This window comes from Serratia sp. TSO36 (assembly GCF_057808395.1).
In genome coordinates this window covers 234,303-252,128 of the sequence record NZ_JBJZOU010000010.1, presented here as the reverse complement: position 1 = coordinate 252,128, position 17,826 = coordinate 234,303, and the positions used below count along the sequence as shown (strand labels likewise).

General features: G+C 61.5%; 16 protein-coding genes. 9 read left to right on the top strand and 7 right to left on the bottom strand.

What is annotated here, in order from left to right; genetic code table 11:
• Window positions 1-25: 25 nt before the first annotated feature.
• From ACK3CV_RS08270 to sanA, 6 genes are all read left to right on the top strand, one after another.
• Window positions 26-1,240: an MFS transporter gene (locus ACK3CV_RS08270; protein ID WP_033646776.1), complete on the top strand. Its 1,215-nt coding sequence runs from the start codon at window positions 26-28 to the stop codon at window positions 1,238-1,240.
• 138 nt (window positions 1,241-1,378) lie between these two features.
• Window positions 1,379-1,786 (top strand): CidA/LrgA family protein, encoded by a 408-nt coding sequence (locus ACK3CV_RS08265; protein ID WP_033654965.1) that lies wholly within the window; start codon window positions 1,379-1,381, stop codon window positions 1,784-1,786.
• Complete coding sequence (locus tag ACK3CV_RS08260) at window positions 1,783-2,478, top strand: CidB/LrgB family autolysis modulator (RefSeq protein ID WP_033637728.1); 696 nt, start codon at window positions 1,783-1,785, stop codon at window positions 2,476-2,478. The genes ACK3CV_RS08265 and ACK3CV_RS08260 overlap by 4 nt, the downstream gene beginning before the upstream one ends.
• Window positions 2,479-2,615: 137 nt before the next feature.
• A complete protein-coding gene (gene cdd, locus ACK3CV_RS08255; RefSeq protein ID WP_041034193.1) occupies window positions 2,616-3,500 on the top strand; it encodes a cytidine deaminase in 885 nt (294 codons plus the stop codon).
• Between the two features lie 221 nt (window positions 3,501-3,721).
• Window positions 3,722-5,419, top strand: a complete 1,698-nt coding sequence (locus ACK3CV_RS08250) for an NAD-dependent malic enzyme (RefSeq protein WP_033637726.1) — start codon at window positions 3,722-3,724, stop codon at window positions 5,417-5,419.
• Between the two features lie 169 nt (window positions 5,420-5,588).
• Window positions 5,589-6,332 carry an outer membrane permeability protein SanA gene (gene sanA / locus ACK3CV_RS08245; RefSeq protein WP_033637725.1) on the top strand — a complete coding sequence of 248 codons (744 nt, stop codon included), beginning with the start codon at window positions 5,589-5,591 and terminating at the stop codon, window positions 6,330-6,332.
• 69 nt (window positions 6,333-6,401) lie between these two features.
• Here sanA and mglC read toward each other — a convergent pair whose 3' ends face one another.
• The 7 genes from mglC to ACK3CV_RS08210 all read right to left on the bottom strand — a co-directional run bounded on the left by mglC (window position 6,402) and on the right by ACK3CV_RS08210 (window position 14,773).
• Window positions 6,402-7,412 carry a galactose/methyl galactoside ABC transporter permease MglC gene (gene mglC / locus ACK3CV_RS08240; RefSeq protein ID WP_004938953.1) on the bottom strand — a complete coding sequence of 337 codons (1,011 nt, stop codon included), beginning with the start codon at window positions 7,410-7,412 and terminating at the stop codon, window positions 6,402-6,404.
• Window positions 7,413-7,423: 11 nt separating this feature from the next.
• Window positions 7,424-8,932: a galactose/methyl galactoside ABC transporter ATP-binding protein MglA gene (mglA, locus tag ACK3CV_RS08235; protein ID WP_033637724.1), complete on the bottom strand. Its 1,509-nt coding sequence runs from the start codon at window positions 8,930-8,932 to the stop codon at window positions 7,424-7,426.
• 99 nt (window positions 8,933-9,031) lie between these two features.
• The gene (mglB, locus tag ACK3CV_RS08230; RefSeq protein WP_033637723.1) at window positions 9,032-10,024 is read right to left on the bottom strand and encodes a galactose/glucose ABC transporter substrate-binding protein MglB; all 993 of its coding nucleotides are present in this window, start codon (window positions 10,022-10,024) and stop codon (window positions 9,032-9,034) included.
• Between the two features lie 264 nt (window positions 10,025-10,288).
• On the bottom strand, window positions 10,289-11,326 hold the full coding sequence (galS, locus tag ACK3CV_RS08225) for an HTH-type transcriptional regulator GalS (RefSeq protein WP_033637722.1): 1,038 nt from the start codon (window positions 11,324-11,326) through the stop codon (window positions 10,289-10,291).
• A gap of 127 nt (window positions 11,327-11,453) precedes the next feature.
• A complete protein-coding gene (gene yeiB, locus ACK3CV_RS08220) occupies window positions 11,454-12,626 on the bottom strand; it encodes a DUF418 domain-containing protein YeiB (RefSeq protein ID WP_060457396.1) in 1,173 nt (390 codons plus the stop codon).
• A gap of 79 nt (window positions 12,627-12,705) precedes the next feature.
• The gene (gene folE, locus ACK3CV_RS08215; RefSeq protein WP_004938969.1) at window positions 12,706-13,371 is read right to left on the bottom strand and encodes a GTP cyclohydrolase I FolE; all 666 of its coding nucleotides are present in this window, start codon (window positions 13,369-13,371) and stop codon (window positions 12,706-12,708) included.
• Between the two features lie 244 nt (window positions 13,372-13,615).
• A complete protein-coding gene (locus ACK3CV_RS08210) occupies window positions 13,616-14,773 on the bottom strand; it encodes a YbfB/YjiJ family MFS transporter (RefSeq protein ID WP_033637720.1) in 1,158 nt (385 codons plus the stop codon).
• A gap of 105 nt (window positions 14,774-14,878) precedes the next feature.
• On the opposite strand from ACK3CV_RS08210, the gene ptrR reads away from it, so the two are divergent.
• From ptrR to fghA, 3 genes are read left to right on the top strand one after another with little or no spacing between them, the layout of a single operon-like run.
• A complete protein-coding gene (gene ptrR / locus ACK3CV_RS08205; RefSeq protein WP_123894379.1) occupies window positions 14,879-15,799 on the top strand; it encodes a putrescine utilization regulator PtrR in 921 nt (306 codons plus the stop codon).
• Between the two features lie 30 nt (window positions 15,800-15,829).
• Window positions 15,830-16,954, top strand: a complete 1,125-nt coding sequence (locus ACK3CV_RS08200; RefSeq protein ID WP_063988868.1) for an S-(hydroxymethyl)glutathione dehydrogenase/class III alcohol dehydrogenase — start codon at window positions 15,830-15,832, stop codon at window positions 16,952-16,954.
• A 14-nt stretch (window positions 16,955-16,968) separates the two neighbouring features.
• On the top strand, window positions 16,969-17,811 hold the full coding sequence (fghA, locus tag ACK3CV_RS08195) for an S-formylglutathione hydrolase (RefSeq protein WP_015377214.1): 843 nt from the start codon (window positions 16,969-16,971) through the stop codon (window positions 17,809-17,811).
• Window positions 17,812-17,826 lie beyond the last annotated feature (15 nt).

Below are 17,826 nucleotides of genomic sequence, written 5' to 3'. Positions count from 1 at the left end.
AACTGTATGCATAAACAGGCTTCGAATGAAGGGATTCCCCTCGCTGATCAACGTACTGCTGGCCAGTTCGCTGGTGTTGACCATCGGCCGCGGCGTGACGCTGCCGTTCATCACCATCTACCTCACCGAGCATTTCCATCTGCTGCCGAAGAGCGTGGGCGTGATCCTGGGCGTCAGCCTGACCCTCGGCATCCTTGCCAGCCTGTACGGCGGCTATCTGGTGGACAAATTCAGCAAAAACCGCCTGATCCTGCTGTCGATTGTCTTGTTTGCGCTGAGCTTCTTCGCCATTCCCTGGATCCCGCGCCCCGGCGGCGTCATCGTGGTGCTGGCGATCCTGCATACCTGCTATTCGGTGCTGAGTATCACCATCAAGGCCTGCTTCGCCGACTGGCTGCCGGTCGAGCAGCGCATCAAGGCTTTCTCTATCAACTACACGTTAGTCAACGTCGGCTGGGCGATCGGCTCTGCGCTCGGCGTGCTGGTGGCCGGGCTTAGCCCGCTGCTGCCGTTTTATCTGTCGGGCGGGTTGGCGCTGGCGACGGTGGCGGCGCTGAGCCTGCGCTTGCGCGGCCGGGAACAGCGCCCGGCGCCAACCGCCGCCGCACCGGCGGCGCTCCCCAACTTCCGCCAGACGGTGACTATCCTGCGCAGCGATCGGCGGCTTATCTACTTCACTCTCGGCAGCACCCTGGGCGCCGTGGTGTTCGGTCAGTTCACCGGCTATCTGTCGCAGTACCTGATCACCGTCTCCAGCGCCGAGTTCGCCTACAAGATCATCGGGCTGGTAATGATCGTCAACGCCGGCATCGTTATCGCCCTGCAATACTTGCTCAGCCGCGGCATGCGCCAGGAAAACATGCTGCGCTGGCTGGTGCTGGGCACGCTGTTTTTCATCGTCGGGCTGCTCGGTTTCATGATGGCCGGCCAGGCGGTCTGGCTGTGGATGGTGGCGATGGCGGTGTTTACCCTCGGCGAAATCATCGTCATTCCGGTGGAATACATGTTCATCGACTTTATCGCGCCGCCGCATCTGAAAGGCAGCTACTATGGCGTGCAAAACCTCAGCGCGCTGGGCGGCGCCATCAACCCGGTTCTGAGCGGTATGCTGCTCAGCTATGCCGCGCCGCCGTTGATGTTCGTGATGTTGATCGTTTGCGCGCTGCTTAGCCTGCTGTTTTTCTTCCTTGGCCATCGGCTGGCAGAACAGGCTGCGGCAACCGCCGAAGACGCGCGCTGAATCCGCGCGTAGCGGCCATTCCGGGCTGTCAACCCGCCGATCGGGCATGGCGCCCATAGCGAGAATTCATGGCGCGATCTGTGGCATGGCTCACAGTTTAATTGTATGATGAATGCATCGGTTAAACGGGAAAAGACAATGGCCAACGTGCTCACACTATGCTGGAAATACCTGAGGGCTCTGCTCCTCATCTACCTTTGTCTGTTCGTTGGCAACGCGCTGGCGGCGCTGCTGCCGTTCGCCATTCCCGGCAGCATTCTCGGCATGCTGCTGCTGTTCGCCCTGCTCTCTACCCAGATTATGCCGGCCAAATGGGTTAAACCCGGCTGCCATCTGCTGATCCGCTACATGGTGCTGCTGTTCGTGCCGATCGGCGTCGGGGTGATGAAATACTACGACCAGATCGTCGCGCATCTGGGCCCGCTGGTTATCTCTTGCCTGATCAGTACGCTGATGGTGCTGGTGGTGGTCGGCTATACCTCACATTATTTTCATCGCGAGCGCCGCATCGCCGGCAAACCCGACGACACGGAGGGTAACTCATGATCCATGAAATCTGGTGGTCGCTGCCGCTGACGCTGGCGGTCTATTTCGCCGCGCGCTGGCTGGCGCGCAAGCTGAATATGCCGCTGCTCAACCCGCTGCTGGTTTCCATGGCGGTGATCATCCCGCTGCTGCTGCTCACCGGCATCCCCTATGAGCGTTACTTCCTGGGCAGCAAAATCCTCAACGATCTGCTGCAGCCGGCGGTCGTCGCGCTGGCCTTCCCGCTGTATGAGCAGTTGCACCAGATCCGCGCGCGCTGGAAATCGATTATCGCGGTGTGCTTCATCGGCAGCCTGACCGCCATGATCAGCGGCGGCGCCATCGCCCTGTGGCTGGGCGCCACGCCGGAAATCGCCGCCTCTATCCTGCCGAAATCGGTCACTACGCCGATCGCCATGGCCGTCGCGGACTCGCTCGGCGGCATTCCGGCGATCAGCGCGGTCTGCGTCATTTTCGTCGGTATCCTCGGCGCCGTGTTCGGCCATACGCTGTTCAACCTGTTGAAAATCACCCCCCACTCGGCGCGCGGCCTGGCGATGGGCACCGCGTCCCACGCGCTGGGCACCGCACGCTGCGCGGAGATGGACTACCAGGAAGGCGCTTTCGGCTCGCTGGCGCTGGTGATCTGCGGCATCATCACCTCGCTGCTGGCACCGTTCCTGTTCCCGGTGCTGCTGCACCTGTTCAGTTGAACAGGGTAAAACTTGCGATACATCTCGCATTTATGTATCTCATTGCACTAATTTCATCAATTAAGAGACATTAATCACACTTTAATGTCTCTGGCCTGCCTAGAATGTTATCCCGTTAACCTGTAGAGAGACTTTCTATGCACCCGCGTTTTCACACCGCGTTCAGCGCCCTGCCCGCGACACTGCAATCCGCCCTGCAGCCCTATCTGGACGCGCCTGACTTTCCAGCGATGTTCACGGCCGAGCAAGCGGCGGCGATCCGCACAGGCTGCGGGCTGGACGATGATGCGCTGGCATTCGCGCTGCTGCCGCTGGCGGCGGCCTGCTCGTTAACCCCGATATCGCACTTCCACGTCGGCGCCATCGCGCGCGGGCAAAGCGGCAACCTCTATTTCGGCGCCAATATGGAATTCAGCGGCGCGCCGCTGCAGCAATCCGTGCATGCGGAACAGAGTGCGGTAACGCACGCCTGGCTGCGCGGCGAAAAAGCGCTGGCCTCGGTCACCGTCAACTACACGCCGTGCGGCCATTGCCGCCAGTTTATGAATGAACTGAACAGCGGCGGCGAGCTGCAGATCCGTCTGCCGGGCCGCGCGCCGGCCACGCTGGCGGACTATCTGCCGGACGCCTTCGGCCCGAAAGATCTGGATGTCGCCTCGCTGCTGATGGACGAGGTCGATCATGGCCATCAGCTGGCGCTGAACGATGCGCTGGCACAGGCGGCGCTGGCGGCAGCCAACCGAAGCCACGCGCCGTACAGCAACGCCCACAGCGGCGTGGCGCTGGAAACGGCGGACGGCACCATCTACGCCGGCCGCTATGCGGAAAACGCCGCCTTCAACCCGAGCCTGCCGCCGCTGCAGGCCGCGCTGATCCTGCTGAACCTCTCCGGCGGCGACTGCCTGAACATCCGCCGCGCCGTGCTGGCCGAACCGCAGGAGGCGATCATCAGTCAGTGGGACGCCACCCGCGTCACCCTGGCGGCGCTGGGCTGCCAAAACGTCAGCCGCGCCGCGTTCTAAGCGCTCAACGGCGGAGCCATCCGGTTCCGTCGCTAACAGCCCCGCCCACCAAATACAATGCCCCGACGCCGCCAGAGACACTTTCTTTAGTTAAAAAATCATTTGATTGTCGATAATTACGCCAACCTGGTTCATCATCGGGCAACAAATGCTGTACATCTGCTCTTTATCTTTTAGGATCGTCGGCAATAAAGTTATCTGATACGTGAAGAGTAAAACTGATGGAACTAGAATACGAAAGCAAACGCCCGCTCTACATCCCTTACGCCGGCCCGATTCTGCTGGAATTTCCGCTGCTGAACAAAGGCAGCGCTTTCACCGAGGAAGAACGTAGCCACTTCAACCTGCACGGCCTGCTGCCGGAAGCGGTGGAAACCATCGAAGAACAGGTGGAACGCGCCTACCGTCAGTATCAGGATTTCAAAAACGATAACGACAAGCACATCTACCTGCGCAACATCCAGGACACCAACGAAACCCTGTTCTACCGCCTGCTGGACTCGCACCTGAGCGAGATGATGCCGATCATCTACACCCCGACCGTCGGCGAGGCCTGCGAGCACTTCTCCGATATCTATCGCCGCGCGCGCGGGCTGTTCATCTCCTACCCGAACCGCGATCGCATCGATGACATGCTGCAAAACGCCACCAAGCAGAACGTCAAGGTGATCGTGGTCACCGACGGCGAGCGCATTCTCGGCCTGGGCGACCAGGGCATCGGCGGCATGGGCATTCCGATCGGCAAACTGTCGCTGTACACCGCCTGCGGCGGCATCAGCCCGGCCTATACCCTGCCGGTAGTGTTGGACGTCGGCACCAACAACCCGCAGCGCCTCAACGATCCGCTGTACATGGGCTGGCGCCATCCGCGCATCTCCGGCGAGGAGTACCACGCCTTCGTCGAAGAGTTTATTCAGGCGGTCAAACGCCGCTGGCCGAACGTGCTGCTGCAGTTCGAAGACTTCGCGCAGAACAACGCCACCCCGCTGTTGAATCGCTACCGCGATGAGATCTGCTGCTTCAACGATGACATCCAGGGCACCGCCGCGGTGACCCTCGGCAGCCTGATCGCCGCCAGCCGCGCCGCCGGCAGCCAGCTGCGCGATCAGACCGTCACCTTCCTCGGCGCCGGTTCCGCCGGCTGCGGCATCGCCGAGCAGATCATCGCGCAGATGAAGTCCGAAGGGTTGAGCGAAGACGAAGCGCGCGCCCGCGTGTTCATGGTCGACCGCTTCGGCCTGCTGACCGACAAACTGCCGAACCTGCTCGACTTCCAGAGCAAGCTGGTGCAGAAGAGCGACAACCTGGCCGGCTGGGAAACCGCCAGCGACGCCATCTCGCTGCTGGACGTGGTGCGCAACGCCAAGCCGACCATTCTGATCGGCGTGTCCGGCCAGCCGGGGCTGTTTACCGAAGAGCTGATCCGCGAGATGCACAAGCACTGTGAACGCCCTATCGTGATGCCGCTGTCCAACCCGACCTCGCGCGTGGAAGCCCGTCCGGAAGACATCATCAACTGGACCGACGGCGCCGCCCTGGTGGCGACCGGCAGCCCGTTCGCGCCGGTGAGCTATAAAGATCAGCTGTACCCGATCGCCCAGTGCAACAACTCCTATATCTTCCCCGGGATCGGCCTCGGCGTGCTGGCCTCCGGCGCCACCCGCGTCACCGACGCCATGCTGATGGCCGCCAGCCGCGCGCTGGCGGACTGCTCGCCGCTGGCCACCGACGGCCACGGCGCGCTGCTGCCGAATATCGACGATATTCAGGGCGTGTCGAAGTGCATCGCCATGGAAGTGGGTAAAGCCGCGCAGCTGCAGGGCGTGGCGATCGTCACCTCCGAAGACGCGCTGTCGAAAGCCATCGAACACAACTTCTGGCGGCCGCAGTACCGCAGCTACAAGCGCACCTCGTTCTGAATGGCGCGCTGAAATGACCCAGCCCGGCTCCGCCGGGCTTTTTTGTGCGGCAAAAACGCCGAAAAATGCGGCGGCGCGCGTGCTTCAGGCGGTTCGCGTCTTGCGTAGGTCGGTCAGGTAAAGTAGCCTTGATCCATCTTTTTCAGCCCGGCGCGCGTAAGGCAACAACATGTGGAAACGCCTGATCATCAGCCTGTTCATCTTCATTGCGGTGTTGATGGGTTCGGCTATTGCGCTCGATCGCTGGATCAGCTGGAAAACCGCGCCTTACGTCTACGACGAACTGCAGGCTTTGCCGCACCGCCAGGTCGGCGTGGTGCTCGGCACCGCCAAGTATTACCGCACCGGGGTGATCAACCAGTACTACCGTTACCGCATTCAGGGGGCGATCAACGCCTATAACAGCGGCAAGGTGAAATACCTGCTGCTGAGCGGCGACAACGCCCAGCAAAGCTATAATGAGCCGATGACCATGCGCCGCGATCTGATCGCCGCCGGCGTGGCGCCGAGCGATATCGTGCTGGACTACGCCGGCTTCCGCACCCTGGACTCCATCGTGCGCACCCGCAAGGTGTTCGACACCAACGATTTCATTATCATCACCCAGCGCTTCCACTGCGAGCGCGCGCTGTTCATCGCCCTGCACATGGGCATTCAGGCGCAGTGCTACGCGGTGCCGTCGCCGAAAGACATGATGACGGTGCGCGCCCGCGAGATCTTCGCCCGCCTGGGCGCGCTGACCGATCTCTATATCCTCAAGCGCGAACCGCGCTTCCTCGGCCCGCTGATCCCGATCTCCGCCATGCACACCGTGCCGGAAGACGCCCAGGGCTATCCCGCCGTTTCGCCGGAACAGCTGGTCGAGCTGGAGCACAAGCTGAAAGAAGAGAAGCAGAAAGCCAAACAGCCCTGACACGGCAAACGCCAAAAAAAGAAAGGCCGGCATATTTTGCCGGCCTTTGTCGTCTGTACTGCGGTAAATCTACTTCTTCTTGGCGTATTTCAACGAGTCCAGCGCCACGGCGAAGATGATGATGCTGCCCTTGATGATGTACTGCCAGTACGGGTTGATGCCGATATAGGTCAGGCCGTAGTTGATGACGGTAAAGATGATCACCCCGGTCACCACGCCCCACACCGTACCCACTCCGCCGGCGAAGGAGACGCCACCCACCACGCAGGCGGCGATGGCGTCCAGCTCGTACATAAAGCCGAGGTTATTGGTGGCGCTGCCGATGCGCCCCGCTTCCAGCAGGCCGCCGAAGGCGTAGAACACGCCAGACAGCGCATAGATCATGATCAGGTTCAACGGCACGTTGACCCCGGACACCTTGGCCGCTTCCGGGTTGCCGCCGATGGCGAAAATGTTCTTGCCGAAGCGGGTCTTGGTCCACAGGATCCAGACGAATATGATGGCGATCAGCGCATAGAAGGTAATGTACGACAGCTTAAAGTCGCCGAAGCGCAAGAAGCCCTGGGCAAAGGTGGAGAACTTCGGATCGAAGCCCGCCACCGGCGAAGCGCCGACCGAATCGTAATACAGCGAGTTGATACCGTAGACGATGATCATGGTGCCCAGGGTGGTGATGAACGGTGTCACGTTGAGATAGGCGATAATCAGGCCGTTAACCAGGCCGATCACCGCGCCGACCGCACACACCAGCAGGATAACCAGAGGAATCGACCAGGTTTCCATGTGCGGGAACACCTTGTTGACGTTATCCATCGACTGCAGCAGCGTGGCCGCCACTACCGCCGCCAGCCCCACCTGCCGCCCGGCGGACAGGTCGGTGCCCTGGGTCACGATCAGCCCCGCCACGCCCAGCGCGATGATGATGCGCACCGAAGACTGCGTCAGGATGTTGCTCAGGTTCATCAGGCTGAGGAAAGTCGGATCCTGAATGATGATGATGGCCAACAGCACCAGCAACACCACGTAAATGCCGCCTTCCTTGAAATAGGTAAATAAGGTTTTTTTATTTAGCGCGTTCATAATTCCGATCCTTAAAGGTGCAGGGAGGCGAGACGTAAGATTTCATTTTGCGAGGTCTGTTTGGTGTTAACGATGCCCGCAACCTGACCATTGCTCATCACCAAAATACGGTCGGTGATCCCCAAAAGCTCCGGCATTTCGGACGAGACGATAATGATCCCCTTGCCCTTCTTCGCCAGTTCGGTCATCAGCTGATAAATCTCGAACTTGGCGCCCACGTCGATGCCACGCGTCGGTTCATCCAGCATCAGGATCTCCGGCTGCGTCAGCAGCCAGCGGCCGATGATCACCTTCTGCTGATTGCCGCCGGACAGCGAGCCGATATGGGTGTGATGCCCCGGCGTTTTCACCCGCATGGCGTCGATCACCCACTGGGTGTCGCTCTTCATCCGCGCGTTATCCAGCAGGCCGAGCTTGTTTTTATAATTGCGGATATTGGAGATCAGCGAGTTGAAGCCCACGTCGAGGTAGGCGTAAATCCCGGTGGATCGGCGCTCTTCGGTCACCAGCGCAAAACCGTGGTTGATCGCTTCGTTGGCGCTGTGGTTATCGATCGCTTTGCCGTGCAGCTTGATGGTGCCCGCCACCTTTTCGCGAATGCCGAACAGCGTCTCGACGATATCGGTGCGCTTGGCGCCCACCAGCCCAGCGATGCCGAGGATCTCGCCTTGATGCAGATCGAAGGACACATCGCGGATCGAGGGCTGGCGCAGCGACGTCAGGTTTTTCACCTCGAGGATCACCTCACCCGGCGTGTTCTGCCTGTCGGGGAAGCGCTGGCTGAGCGAGCGGCCGACCATCATGGCGATGATCTTGTCCATATCCAGCCCTTCCAACGGTTGGGTGGCGATCCACTGGCCGTCGCGCAGCACCGTTATCTCGTCGCACAGCTGGAAGATCTCTTCCATCTTGTGCGAGATATAAACGATGCCGCAGCCGCGCTCTTTCAGCTTGCGGATAATGGTGAACAGGTGATTGACCTCTTTTTCCGTCAGCGAGGAGGTCGGCTCATCCATGATGACGATTTTGGCGTCGTAGGAAAATGCCTTGGCGATCTCGATCATCTGCATCTGCGACACCGACAGGTTGCCCACCTTTTCGCGCGGGTTGATGTCGATATCCAGCTCGTCGAAGATCGCCTGGGTGTCTTTGAGCATTTTTTCCTGATCGACGAACAGGCCTTTGGTCGGGTAGCGCCCCAGCCACATGTTGTCCATCACGGTGCGCTGCAGCACCAGGTTCAGCTCCTGGTGCACCATGGAAACGCCGTGCTCCAGCGCCTCCTTCGAACTCTTGAAATCGATCTCCCGGCCCTGAAACACAATGCTGCCGCTGTCTTTTTTATAAATGCCGAACAGACATTTCAACAAGGTCGATTTCCCCGCGCCGTTCTCCCCCATCAGGGCGTGAATCGAGTGCGGGCGGACGCGTAAATTGACATTGTCCAAGGCTTTGACGCCGGGAAATGACTTACAGATATCCGTCATTTCCAGCAGAAATTCGCGTGAGCTATCGGCCATAAATACACCTGGCTTAACTGTCTTGCAGTCGTAAACATCCCCGCCGGCGGTATTCCTGGTGTTGGCGCCGCAGGCGGGGTCTTAGCGGGATCTCAATTCTTATTTAACAAACTGAGACAGGTTGTCTTTATCTACGCCGACGTAAGGAATACGCACGACTTTATTTTCGATTTTATATTGGGTGCCTTCGGTGGCCGGTTTGCCCGCCGCCAGGTTCTTCGCCAGCTCGAAGGTGGCTTTCGCCTGGTTGTCGGCGTCGTTCAGCACCGTGCCCGCCATCGCCCCGGATTTCACCAGCGCCAGCGCCTCAGGCAACGCATCGACGCCAAACACCGGGATAGTGGTCTTGTTATGCGCCTTCAGCGCTTCCACCGCGCCCATCGCCATGGCGTCGTTGTTGGCGATCACCACTTCAATCTTGTTGGCGTTCGGGCCGGAGAGCCAGGCGTCCATCTTGTCTTTCGCCTGCGCGGTATCCCACATCGCGGTATCCATCTGCAGCTGCTGGGTCTTGATGCCTTTCTCGTTCAGCGTTTTCACCACGTAGGTGGTGCGCGCTTCAGCATCCGGGTGGCCCGGCTCGCCTTTCAGCAGCACGAACTGGATCTGGCCGTCTTTGTTCAGATCCCAGGCCGGGTTGGCTTGCCAGTGTTTGGCGATCAGCTCGCCCTGGATCACGCCGGATTCTTTGGAGTCGGTGCCGACGTAATACGCCTTCTCATAGCTGTCCAACGCCTTGCGGGAAGGCTCTTTGTTGTAGAACACCACCGGGATATCGTTTGCGCGCGCCTTATCGATAACCACCGGCGCCGCGGCCGGGTCGACCAGGTTGATCGCCAGCGCTTTCACGCCCTTGGCCAGCAGCACGTCGATCTGATCGTTCTGCTTGGACTGGTCGTTCTGCGAGTCATTCATCAGCAGGGTGACGTCCGGTGAAGCCTTGGCGTCCTTCTCGATCGCCTTGCGCACCACCGACATGAAGTTGTCGTCGTATTTGTAAATCGTGACGCCAATACGGGTGTCAGCATGGGCTGCGGCGCCAAACATCATGGCTGCGGCCATGGCGGCCAGGGTGAAAACCTTCTTATTCATTGTCAGTCTCCGGTTCTGTGTAGGGTATTACTCGTCTTTGAGCCAATGGTCACCGGCAGTGCGCACACCCCAGGCCAGGCGATTTCCACTCAACACCTGCCGTCCGTGGATTTTGTTATTTCCGAGAAATGCTGTGTCAGCGCGAGATAAAGGTTGCAGCGGCAAGGGCCTTTGCGCCGGAAAACGCCTAGAGCATAGACGGCGTGATGTTAATATTCTGTGAATTTTCTCACAGATTGAAAACGGTTACACAAGATTAAATCGTCAGAGAGTGACCGTCGCCTCACTTTGCCAGGGGGCGACAGAATGGCGCCGCACCAGCGTCGGCATGAACAGATGAGCGGCCTGCGGCTCCGTCAGGCCTGCCGCGCCCTGCAACGCCAGCTCGGTGGCCAGCGTGGCCATCGAGACGATCGGGTAGCGCACCGTGGTAAGCTTGGGGCTGGTGTAACGCGCGATGGGGATGTCGTCGAAGCCGATCAGCGAGAAATGCTGCGGCACCGTGATACCGTTTTCTTTCAGCACCGCCATGGCGCCGGCGGCCATGGCGTCGTTGTAGGCGAACACCGCGCTCAGCTGCAGGTTACGCCCCAGCAGCTCCACCATCGCCGCCTCGCCGCCCTGCAGATCCGGCGAACCGTAGGCGCGCCAGTTGTCGGGCGTGGCCAGCCCGGCGGCGGCCATCGCCTGCGCATAACCCTGCTGGCGCAGCGGCCCGTCTTCGATCGGGTGATTGGAGCCCAGATAGCCGATGCGCCGATGGCCCTGCGACAGCAAAAGACGCATCGCCATTTCCGCGCCGCAGATGTTATCCAGCCCGACGCAGCGCGGCTCATAGCCGGGAATAATCCGGTTGATCAGCACCATGCCCGGCACCTGCTCCAGAAAGCCGATCAGCTCGGCGTCACTCAGGGCTTTGGCGTGAACAATCAGGGCGTTACAGCGCTGGCGAATCAGCACTTCGATCGCGTGGCGCTCTTTGTCCGCCTGATGATAGCTGTTGCCGATCAGCAGGTATTTGTGGTGTTTCTGCGCCACCGTGTCTACCGCTTTCACCAGCGCGCCGAAGAACGGATCGGAGACGTCCATCACCACCACGCCCAGGGTATCGCTGCTTTGGGTCGCCAGCGCCTGCGCGTTGGCGTTGGGGCGATAGCCCAGCTCCGCCACCGCCTGCAGCACCTGCTCGCGCGTCTCCTTGCTGGTCAGAGCGCTGTGGTTCAGCACGCGGGAGACGGTCGCCACGGAGACTCCGGCGCGTTTCGCCACGTCGCGGATGGTGATCGGATGAACTGGAGGCATGCGGGATCCTGAAATCGGGGTAGTGGCCGGTGGCGCTATCCTACCCCGATTGGCCCGTTGCTCTGCGTGAATTACGTCACAGGAAAGAAAACGTTTACATACATTTTTTTAACCTGCCGGCGGCCGCTCACTTCAGCGTTTTGGGTTCCGCTTCGCCGGCGGCCAGCTGCGTCAGCCTGCGCCACAGCCATTCCATCGGCCCCTGTTCGAAGTAACGCAGCCACAGTGCGGAAAACGCCAGGTTGGCCAGCCAGACCAGCGGCACGAACGTCAACAGCTGCAGCCGGTCGAACTGCTCATAGAGGCCAAAGCGATAAAACAGCGTGGTGCAGATCAGCGTTTGCAGCAGGTAGTTGCTCAACGCCATGCGCCCCACCAGGGTCAGCCAGTGGGCGATGCGCATGCGCGACAGCGCGGGCCAGAAACCGTAACACAGCGCCAGATAGCCCATCGCCTGCAGCGGGGCGCCCAGCTCGCGCGGCACCTGCAGCAGGAAACCGCTCCAGCGATAGTCCCAATGCACCTGCCATTGCAGCGCCACCGCCGGCAGCTGGATCAGCACCGAAAGCGGCAGCAGCCACGCCGCCTGCCGCAAATAATAACCGGAGGAATAACTGCCGCGCAGCCAGCCGCTGCGCATCAGCCCGGCGCCGAACAGCATCAGCCCCGCCAGCTCCCAGCCATACTGCGCGCCGATGGCCAGCAGGCTGGACGAGAGCAGATCGACACGGCTGCGCCAGGCTTCGAAACCGCCCTGCAGCTTCCAGAACTTCTCGTACTGCAGCTCCGCCGCGCCCGGCTGCCAGAAGCTGCCCGGCTCACCGTGCGAGATAAAACCGAGCAAAAGCAGCACCGCCACGCCGATCAAATACAGCACCACGCCGGTTTTCAGCAGTTGGAAGGTTTCTTTGGCTTCGCGGATCATGCGCCAGCACACCAGGCCGATCAGCCCGTAGGCCAGCAGAATGTCGCCGTCCCACAGGAAGATGGCGTGCGCAAGGCCGAACAGCAGCAGCCACGACAGCCGCGCGCGGATCCAGCTTTTGCCGCGCCGCAGCAGCATTTGCAGCCCGGCGCCGAACAGCAGCGCGAACATCGCCAGGAACTTGGCCTGGGCGAACAGATCGAGCAGCGCCCAGGTCCAGGCGTCGCGCGATGACGGCATGCCCAAATAGGCCGGGTTGAGGTAGGCGGCCTTCGGCAAGCCGAAGGCGCTGATGTTCAGCAATAAAATGCCGAGGATGGCGATGCCGCGCACGCAGTCCAGCGTGGCGATGCGCGGCAGAGGATGACTGTTCATTTTTTATCGCTGTCTTCCGCTCATGAAAAAGGCGCCCGCAGGCGCCTGTTGTCGTCGTGCGGGTCGCCCCGCAACGCCATCACCCCTGGTGATGGCGCACCGCGCGCAGGAACTCCTGGCGGGTATTCTGGCTGGACTTGAACAGCCCCCCCAACGAAGTGGTGGTGGTGGCGCTGGTCGCGTCGCGGATGCCGCGCGCCTTGACACAATAATGGACCGCATCGATCGATACCGCCACGTTATTGGTGCCGAGCAGGGTCTGCAACGCCACCAGGATCTGCTGGGTCAGGCGCTCTTGCACCTGCGGACGCTGGGAGAAGAACTGCACGATGCGGTTGATCTTCGACAGGCCGATCACCGAGTCTTTCGGGATATAGGCCACGGTGGCCTTGCCGTCGATGGTCACGAAGTGGTGTTCGCAGGTGCTGGTCAGCGTGATATCGCGCACCGTCACCATCTCATCCACCTTCATCTTGTTCTCGATAACGGTGATTTTCGGGAAGTTGGCGTAGTCCAGCCCGGAGAAGATCTCGTCGACATACATTTTGGCGATGCGATGCGGCGTCTCCGCCAGGCTGTCATCGGACAGATCGAGGTTCAGCAGCTGCATGATTTCGGTCATGTGCTCTTTGATGCGGCGCTTGCGCGTTTCGCGATCCAGCACTTCCCCGCGCAGCGGCGTCTCCAGACCACGCTCTTCCAGTGCCGCATGCACCAGCGCGGCTTCTTTACTTAATGATGTCATGTATTTGTTCTCCTGCGGACGGAACCCGCCGGCGGCCTGGTAGGGCGTGCGGCCGGCGAATTGCTTGCTCTCGTGACGGCAGAGTTTTCGTGGTGGATAACGTGAACCCGGTCAAGATTTTGCCCCCACTGTAGATGAGAGCGCGGCGATTATCCAGTGATTGTGCTTCATCCGCAGGTGAAATATTCGCATTTAGCACAATCAGGCCGGCTGCGGGATTCCACGTTTTTTGTATGGATTTTAATCAGCTCATCGCCGTTTTTTGCGCCAACCGCCGCGCCGGGGTATTCACCACCAGCGCACCGGCCACCAACAGCGCTGCCACCGCCACGTACAGCGCCGGCTCCAGCCGATGGGTCAAGGCGGTCGACAGCGCCGACAGCATCGGCCCGACCAGTTGGCCGATCGCATAACCGGTGGTCAGCAACCCGGCCATGTAGCGCGCATGGCGCGGCGCCAGTTCACGGCCGTGCTGAAGGGCGAGCTGCACCACGCAGAGGAAGCCGCCGCCGGTCAGCAACGCCCCGAGCGCCAGGCCGGCCACGCCCGGCACCACTTCGGCGCTCAGCACGCCCAGCGCCTGTATCCACAGCGTGATCGCCAACCGGGTCTGGGTAGTGAGCCGATGGCGGGTCAAAATGCCGATAACGATCCCCAGCACCGCCGCGCCGCCGAACACCGGCCAGACGAACTGCGCGAACAGGCTGCCGGGAAAACGCGCCGCCGCCATCTGCGACAAGAACGTCGCCGGCAGGATGTAGCCGAACCCGGCCAGGCTGTAGCTCCACACCAGGCGTTTGAGCGCCGGCGTCAGCAGCAGCGGTTCCGGGGCCACGTCCGGGCGATGCAGTTCGCCGCTGCGCGGCAGAAAGGCGCTAATCGCCCCCACCAACGCCAGCGCCGGCACGCCATACACCAGCCAGGCCTGCGCCGCCGTCAGCCCCAGCGTGTTGATGCCCACCGCCAGCATGCCGCTGAGGAAGATGCCGGCGCCCGGCCCGGCGAACACCGCCGCGCTCAGCGCCGGCCGGCCGTAGTGCGCCAACCGCTCATTGGTCCAGGCCGCCACCAGCACCATCGCCCAGCCGCTGGCCCAGCCGATGACGAAGCGCAGCGCGCCGTGCGTCCATTCATCCTGCGCCAGCGCCGACAGCAGCGTCAGCGCCATCGCGCCCCATACGCCCAGCCACAGGCGCCGCTCGACGTGGCGCGTGGCGCGCATCGCGTCGTAGGCGCCGCACAGGTAGCCCAAATAGTTGATCGCCGCCACCAGCCCGGCACCGGTCAGGGTGAACTGATGTTCCGCGATCATCAGCGGCACCTGGGGGGTGAAAGCGAAGCGGCCGATGCCCATCGCAACGATCAGCGCGGCAAACCCGCTCAAGGCAATACGTAAAGCCATACCGGTATCCAAAAGGTTAAAAGAAAGTTGCCAGTATCATGCCGCAGTATTAAACTCACAAAAACTGAATAATAGTTATCAAGTTCATCACGAAACGAGAATATTATGGATCTGACCCAGCTTCGCATGTTCTGCTGCGTAGCGGAAACCGGCTCGGTCGCCCGCGCCGCCGAGCAGCTGCACCGCGTGCCGTCGAATCTGACCACCCGACTGCGCCAGCTCGAACAGGAGCTGGGCACCGATCTGTTTATCCGCGAAAAACAGCGCCTGCGCCTGTCGCCGATGGGCCATAACTTTCTGTGCTACGCCAACCGCATCCTGGCGCTGAGCGACGAGGCGATGAGCATCACCCACGCCGGCGAACCGGCGGGCAACTTCGCCCTCGGCTCGATGGAGAGCACCGCCGCTACCCGCCTGCCCTCGCTGCTGGCGGCTTACCACCAGCGCTTCTCGCAGGTTTCGCTGTCGCTGACCACCGGCACCTCCGGCGAAATCGCCGATCGGGTGCGCGCCGGCACGCTGGCCGCGGCGCTGGTCGACGGCCCGGTACCCTATGACGAGCTGAACGGCTGCATCGCCTATCCTGAACATATGGTGGTGATCTCCTGTCTCGATCACGCGCCGATCCACAGCGCCAAAGACGCCAATGGCGAGACGCTGTTCGCCTTTCGCGCCAGCTGCTCCTACCGCCTGCGGCTGGAGGCCTGGTTCAAGCGCGAAGGCGCGCGGCCGGGGCAAATTATGGAGATCCAGTCCTATCACGCCATGCTGGCCTGCGTCGCCAGCGGCGCCGGGCTGGCGATGATCCCGCACTCGGTGCTCAGCCTGCTGCCGGGCCATGAGCGGGTCCGGGTTCACACCCTGCCGCCGGACGTGGCCGATACCGCCACCTGGTTGCTGTGGCGCCGCGACGCGTTCGGGCCGAACGTGCGCGCGCTGAAAGAGTTGATTATTGAACAGACGGAAACCGCCGCTGTTGATGAAAGCACCCCCAACGATTTATCAGACGTTGTCGATATCGCCTGATTTAAAAAGAAAACCACTGAGGAGACTATGATGGAGATGATCAAAACCCGCGCCGCCGTTGCCTGGGGCCCGAACCAGCCGCTGAAGATCGAAGAAGTCGAGCTGATGCCACCGCAAAAAGGCGAAGTGCTGGTGCGGATCGTCGCCACCGGCGTTTGTCACACCGACGCCTACACCCTGTCCGGCAAAGATCCGGAAGGCGTGTTCCCGGCGATCCTCGGCCACGAGGGCGGCGGCGTGGTGGAAGCGGTCGGTGAAGGCGTCACCAGCGTGGCGGTCGGCGATCACGTGATCCCGCTCTACACCCCGGAGTGCGGCGAGTGCAAATTCTGTAAATCCGGCAAGACCAACCTGTGCCAGGCGATCCGCGCCACCCAGGGCAAAGGGCTGATGCCGGACGGCACCACCCGCTTCTTCAAGGATGGCAAGCCGATCTTCCACTACATGGGCACCTCCACCTTCTCCGAATACACCGTGGTGCCGGAGATTTCACTGGCGAAAATCAACAAGGAAGCGCCGCTGGAAGAAGTGTGCCTGCTGGGCTGTGGCGTCACCACCGGCATGGGTGCGGTGATGAACACCGCCAAAGTGCAGCCGGGCGACACCGTGGCAATCTTCGGCCTGGGCGGCATCGGCCTGTCGGCGATCATCGGCGCGCAGATGGCCGGCGCGGGCCGCATCATCGGCATCGACATCAACACCAGCAAGTTCGATCTGGCACGCAAGCTGGGCGCTACCGATCTGATCAACCCGAAAGACTATGACAAGCCGATTCAGGACGTGATCGTCGAGCTGACCGACGGCGGCGTCGATTTCTCCTTCGAGTGCATCGGCAACGTCAACGTGATGCGTTCCGCGCTGGAGTGCTGCCACAAGGGCTGGGGTGAATCGGTGATCATCGGCGTCGCAGGCGCGGGCGAAGAGATCTCGACCCGTCCGTTCCAACTGGTCACCGGTCGCGTCTGGCGCGGTTCGGCGTTCGGCGGCGTCAAGGGCCGTTCGCAGCTGCCGGGCATCGTCGAGCGCTATCTGGACGGTGAATTCGCGCTGAACGACTTTATCACCCATACCATGGGGCTGGAGCAGATCAACGAAGCGTTCGATTTGATGCACGAAGGCAAATCGATCCGCACCGTTATCCACTTCGACCAATAAGCCAGGAGGCAGAGATGACGTTGTCATTGGAACTTCTCGAAGAGCACCGCATGTTCGGCGGCTGGCAGCAGCGCTATCGCCACGCGGCGCAGAGCCTGAATTGCAACATGACATTCAGCATCTACCTGCCGCCGCCGCGCGATGACAACCCGCCGCCGGTGCTGTACTGGCTGTCGGGGCTGACCTGCAACGACGAGAACTTCACGTTGAAAGCCGGCGCGCAGCGCATCGCCGCCGAGCTGGGCCTGGTGCTGGTGATGCCGGACACCAGCCCGCGTGGCGACGAAGTGCCGAACGACGAAGGCTACGATCTGGGCCAGGGCGCCGGGTTCTACCTGAATGCCACCCAGGCGCCGTGGGATCGCCACTTCCGCATGTACGACTACATCAGCGCCGAACTGCCGGCGCTGATCGAACAGCACTTCAGCGTCAGCGATCGTCAGTCGATCTTCGGCCACTCGATGGGCGGCCACGGCGCGCTGATGATGGCGTTTCGCAATCCGCAGCGCTTCCGCTCGGTATCGGCGTTCGCGCCGATCGTTAACCCGTGCCAGGTGCCGTGGGGCCGCAAGGCGTTCACCGCCTATCTGGGCAGCGACGAAAGCCAGTGGCTGCAGTACGACAGCTGCCATCTGCTGGCCAGCGGCGCGGAAAAAATGCCGGTCCTTATAGACCAGGGCGACGACGACCAGTTCCTGGCCGACCAGCTGCAGCCGGCGCGGTTGGCGGAGCTGGCGCGCCAGCGCGACTGGCCGCTGACGCTGCGCATTCAGCCGGGGTACGATCACAGCTACTTCACCATCGCCACCTTCGTGGAAGATCACCTGCGCTTCCACGCCGAGCACCTGTTCCGCTGATAAAAAAATCCGGGC

Bases quoted from the DNA above. Each gene is read 5' to 3' on its own strand.
- folE (WP_004938969.1), bottom strand. From the start codon at position 13,371: ATGACATCATTAAGTAAAGAAGCCGCGCTGGTGCATGCGGCACTGGAA.
- fghA (WP_015377214.1), top strand. From the start codon at position 16,969: ATGACGTTGTCATTGGAACTTCTCGAAGAGCACCGCATGTTCGGCGGC.
- cdd (WP_041034193.1), top strand. From the start codon at position 2,616: ATGCACCCGCGTTTTCACACCGCGTTCAGCGCCCTGCCCGCGACACTG.
- galS (WP_033637722.1), bottom strand. From the start codon at position 11,326: ATGCCTCCAGTTCATCCGATCACCATCCGCGACGTGGCGAAACGCGCC.
- ACK3CV_RS08250 (WP_033637726.1), top strand. From the start codon at position 3,722: ATGGAACTAGAATACGAAAGCAAACGCCCGCTCTACATCCCTTACGCC.
- ACK3CV_RS08210 (WP_033637720.1), bottom strand. From the start codon at position 14,773: ATGGCTTTACGTATTGCCTTGAGCGGGTTTGCCGCGCTGATCGTTGCG.
- ACK3CV_RS08260 (WP_033637728.1), top strand. From the start codon at position 1,783: ATGATCCATGAAATCTGGTGGTCGCTGCCGCTGACGCTGGCGGTCTAT.
- yeiB (WP_060457396.1), bottom strand. From the start codon at position 12,626: ATGAACAGTCATCCTCTGCCGCGCATCGCCACGCTGGACTGCGTGCGC.
- mglB (WP_033637723.1), bottom strand. From the start codon at position 10,024: ATGAATAAGAAGGTTTTCACCCTGGCCGCCATGGCCGCAGCCATGATG.
- ACK3CV_RS08200 (WP_063988868.1), top strand. From the start codon at position 15,830: ATGGAGATGATCAAAACCCGCGCCGCCGTTGCCTGGGGCCCGAACCAG.
- ACK3CV_RS08270 (WP_033646776.1), top strand. From the start codon at position 26: ATGAAGGGATTCCCCTCGCTGATCAACGTACTGCTGGCCAGTTCGCTG.
- sanA (WP_033637725.1), top strand. From the start codon at position 5,589: ATGTGGAAACGCCTGATCATCAGCCTGTTCATCTTCATTGCGGTGTTG.
- ptrR (WP_123894379.1), top strand. From the start codon at position 14,879: ATGGATCTGACCCAGCTTCGCATGTTCTGCTGCGTAGCGGAAACCGGC.
- mglA (WP_033637724.1), bottom strand. From the start codon at position 8,932: ATGGCCGATAGCTCACGCGAATTTCTGCTGGAAATGACGGATATCTGT.
- ACK3CV_RS08265 (WP_033654965.1), top strand. From the start codon at position 1,379: ATGGCCAACGTGCTCACACTATGCTGGAAATACCTGAGGGCTCTGCTC.
- mglC (WP_004938953.1), bottom strand. From the start codon at position 7,412: ATGAACGCGCTAAATAAAAAAACCTTATTTACCTATTTCAAGGAAGGC.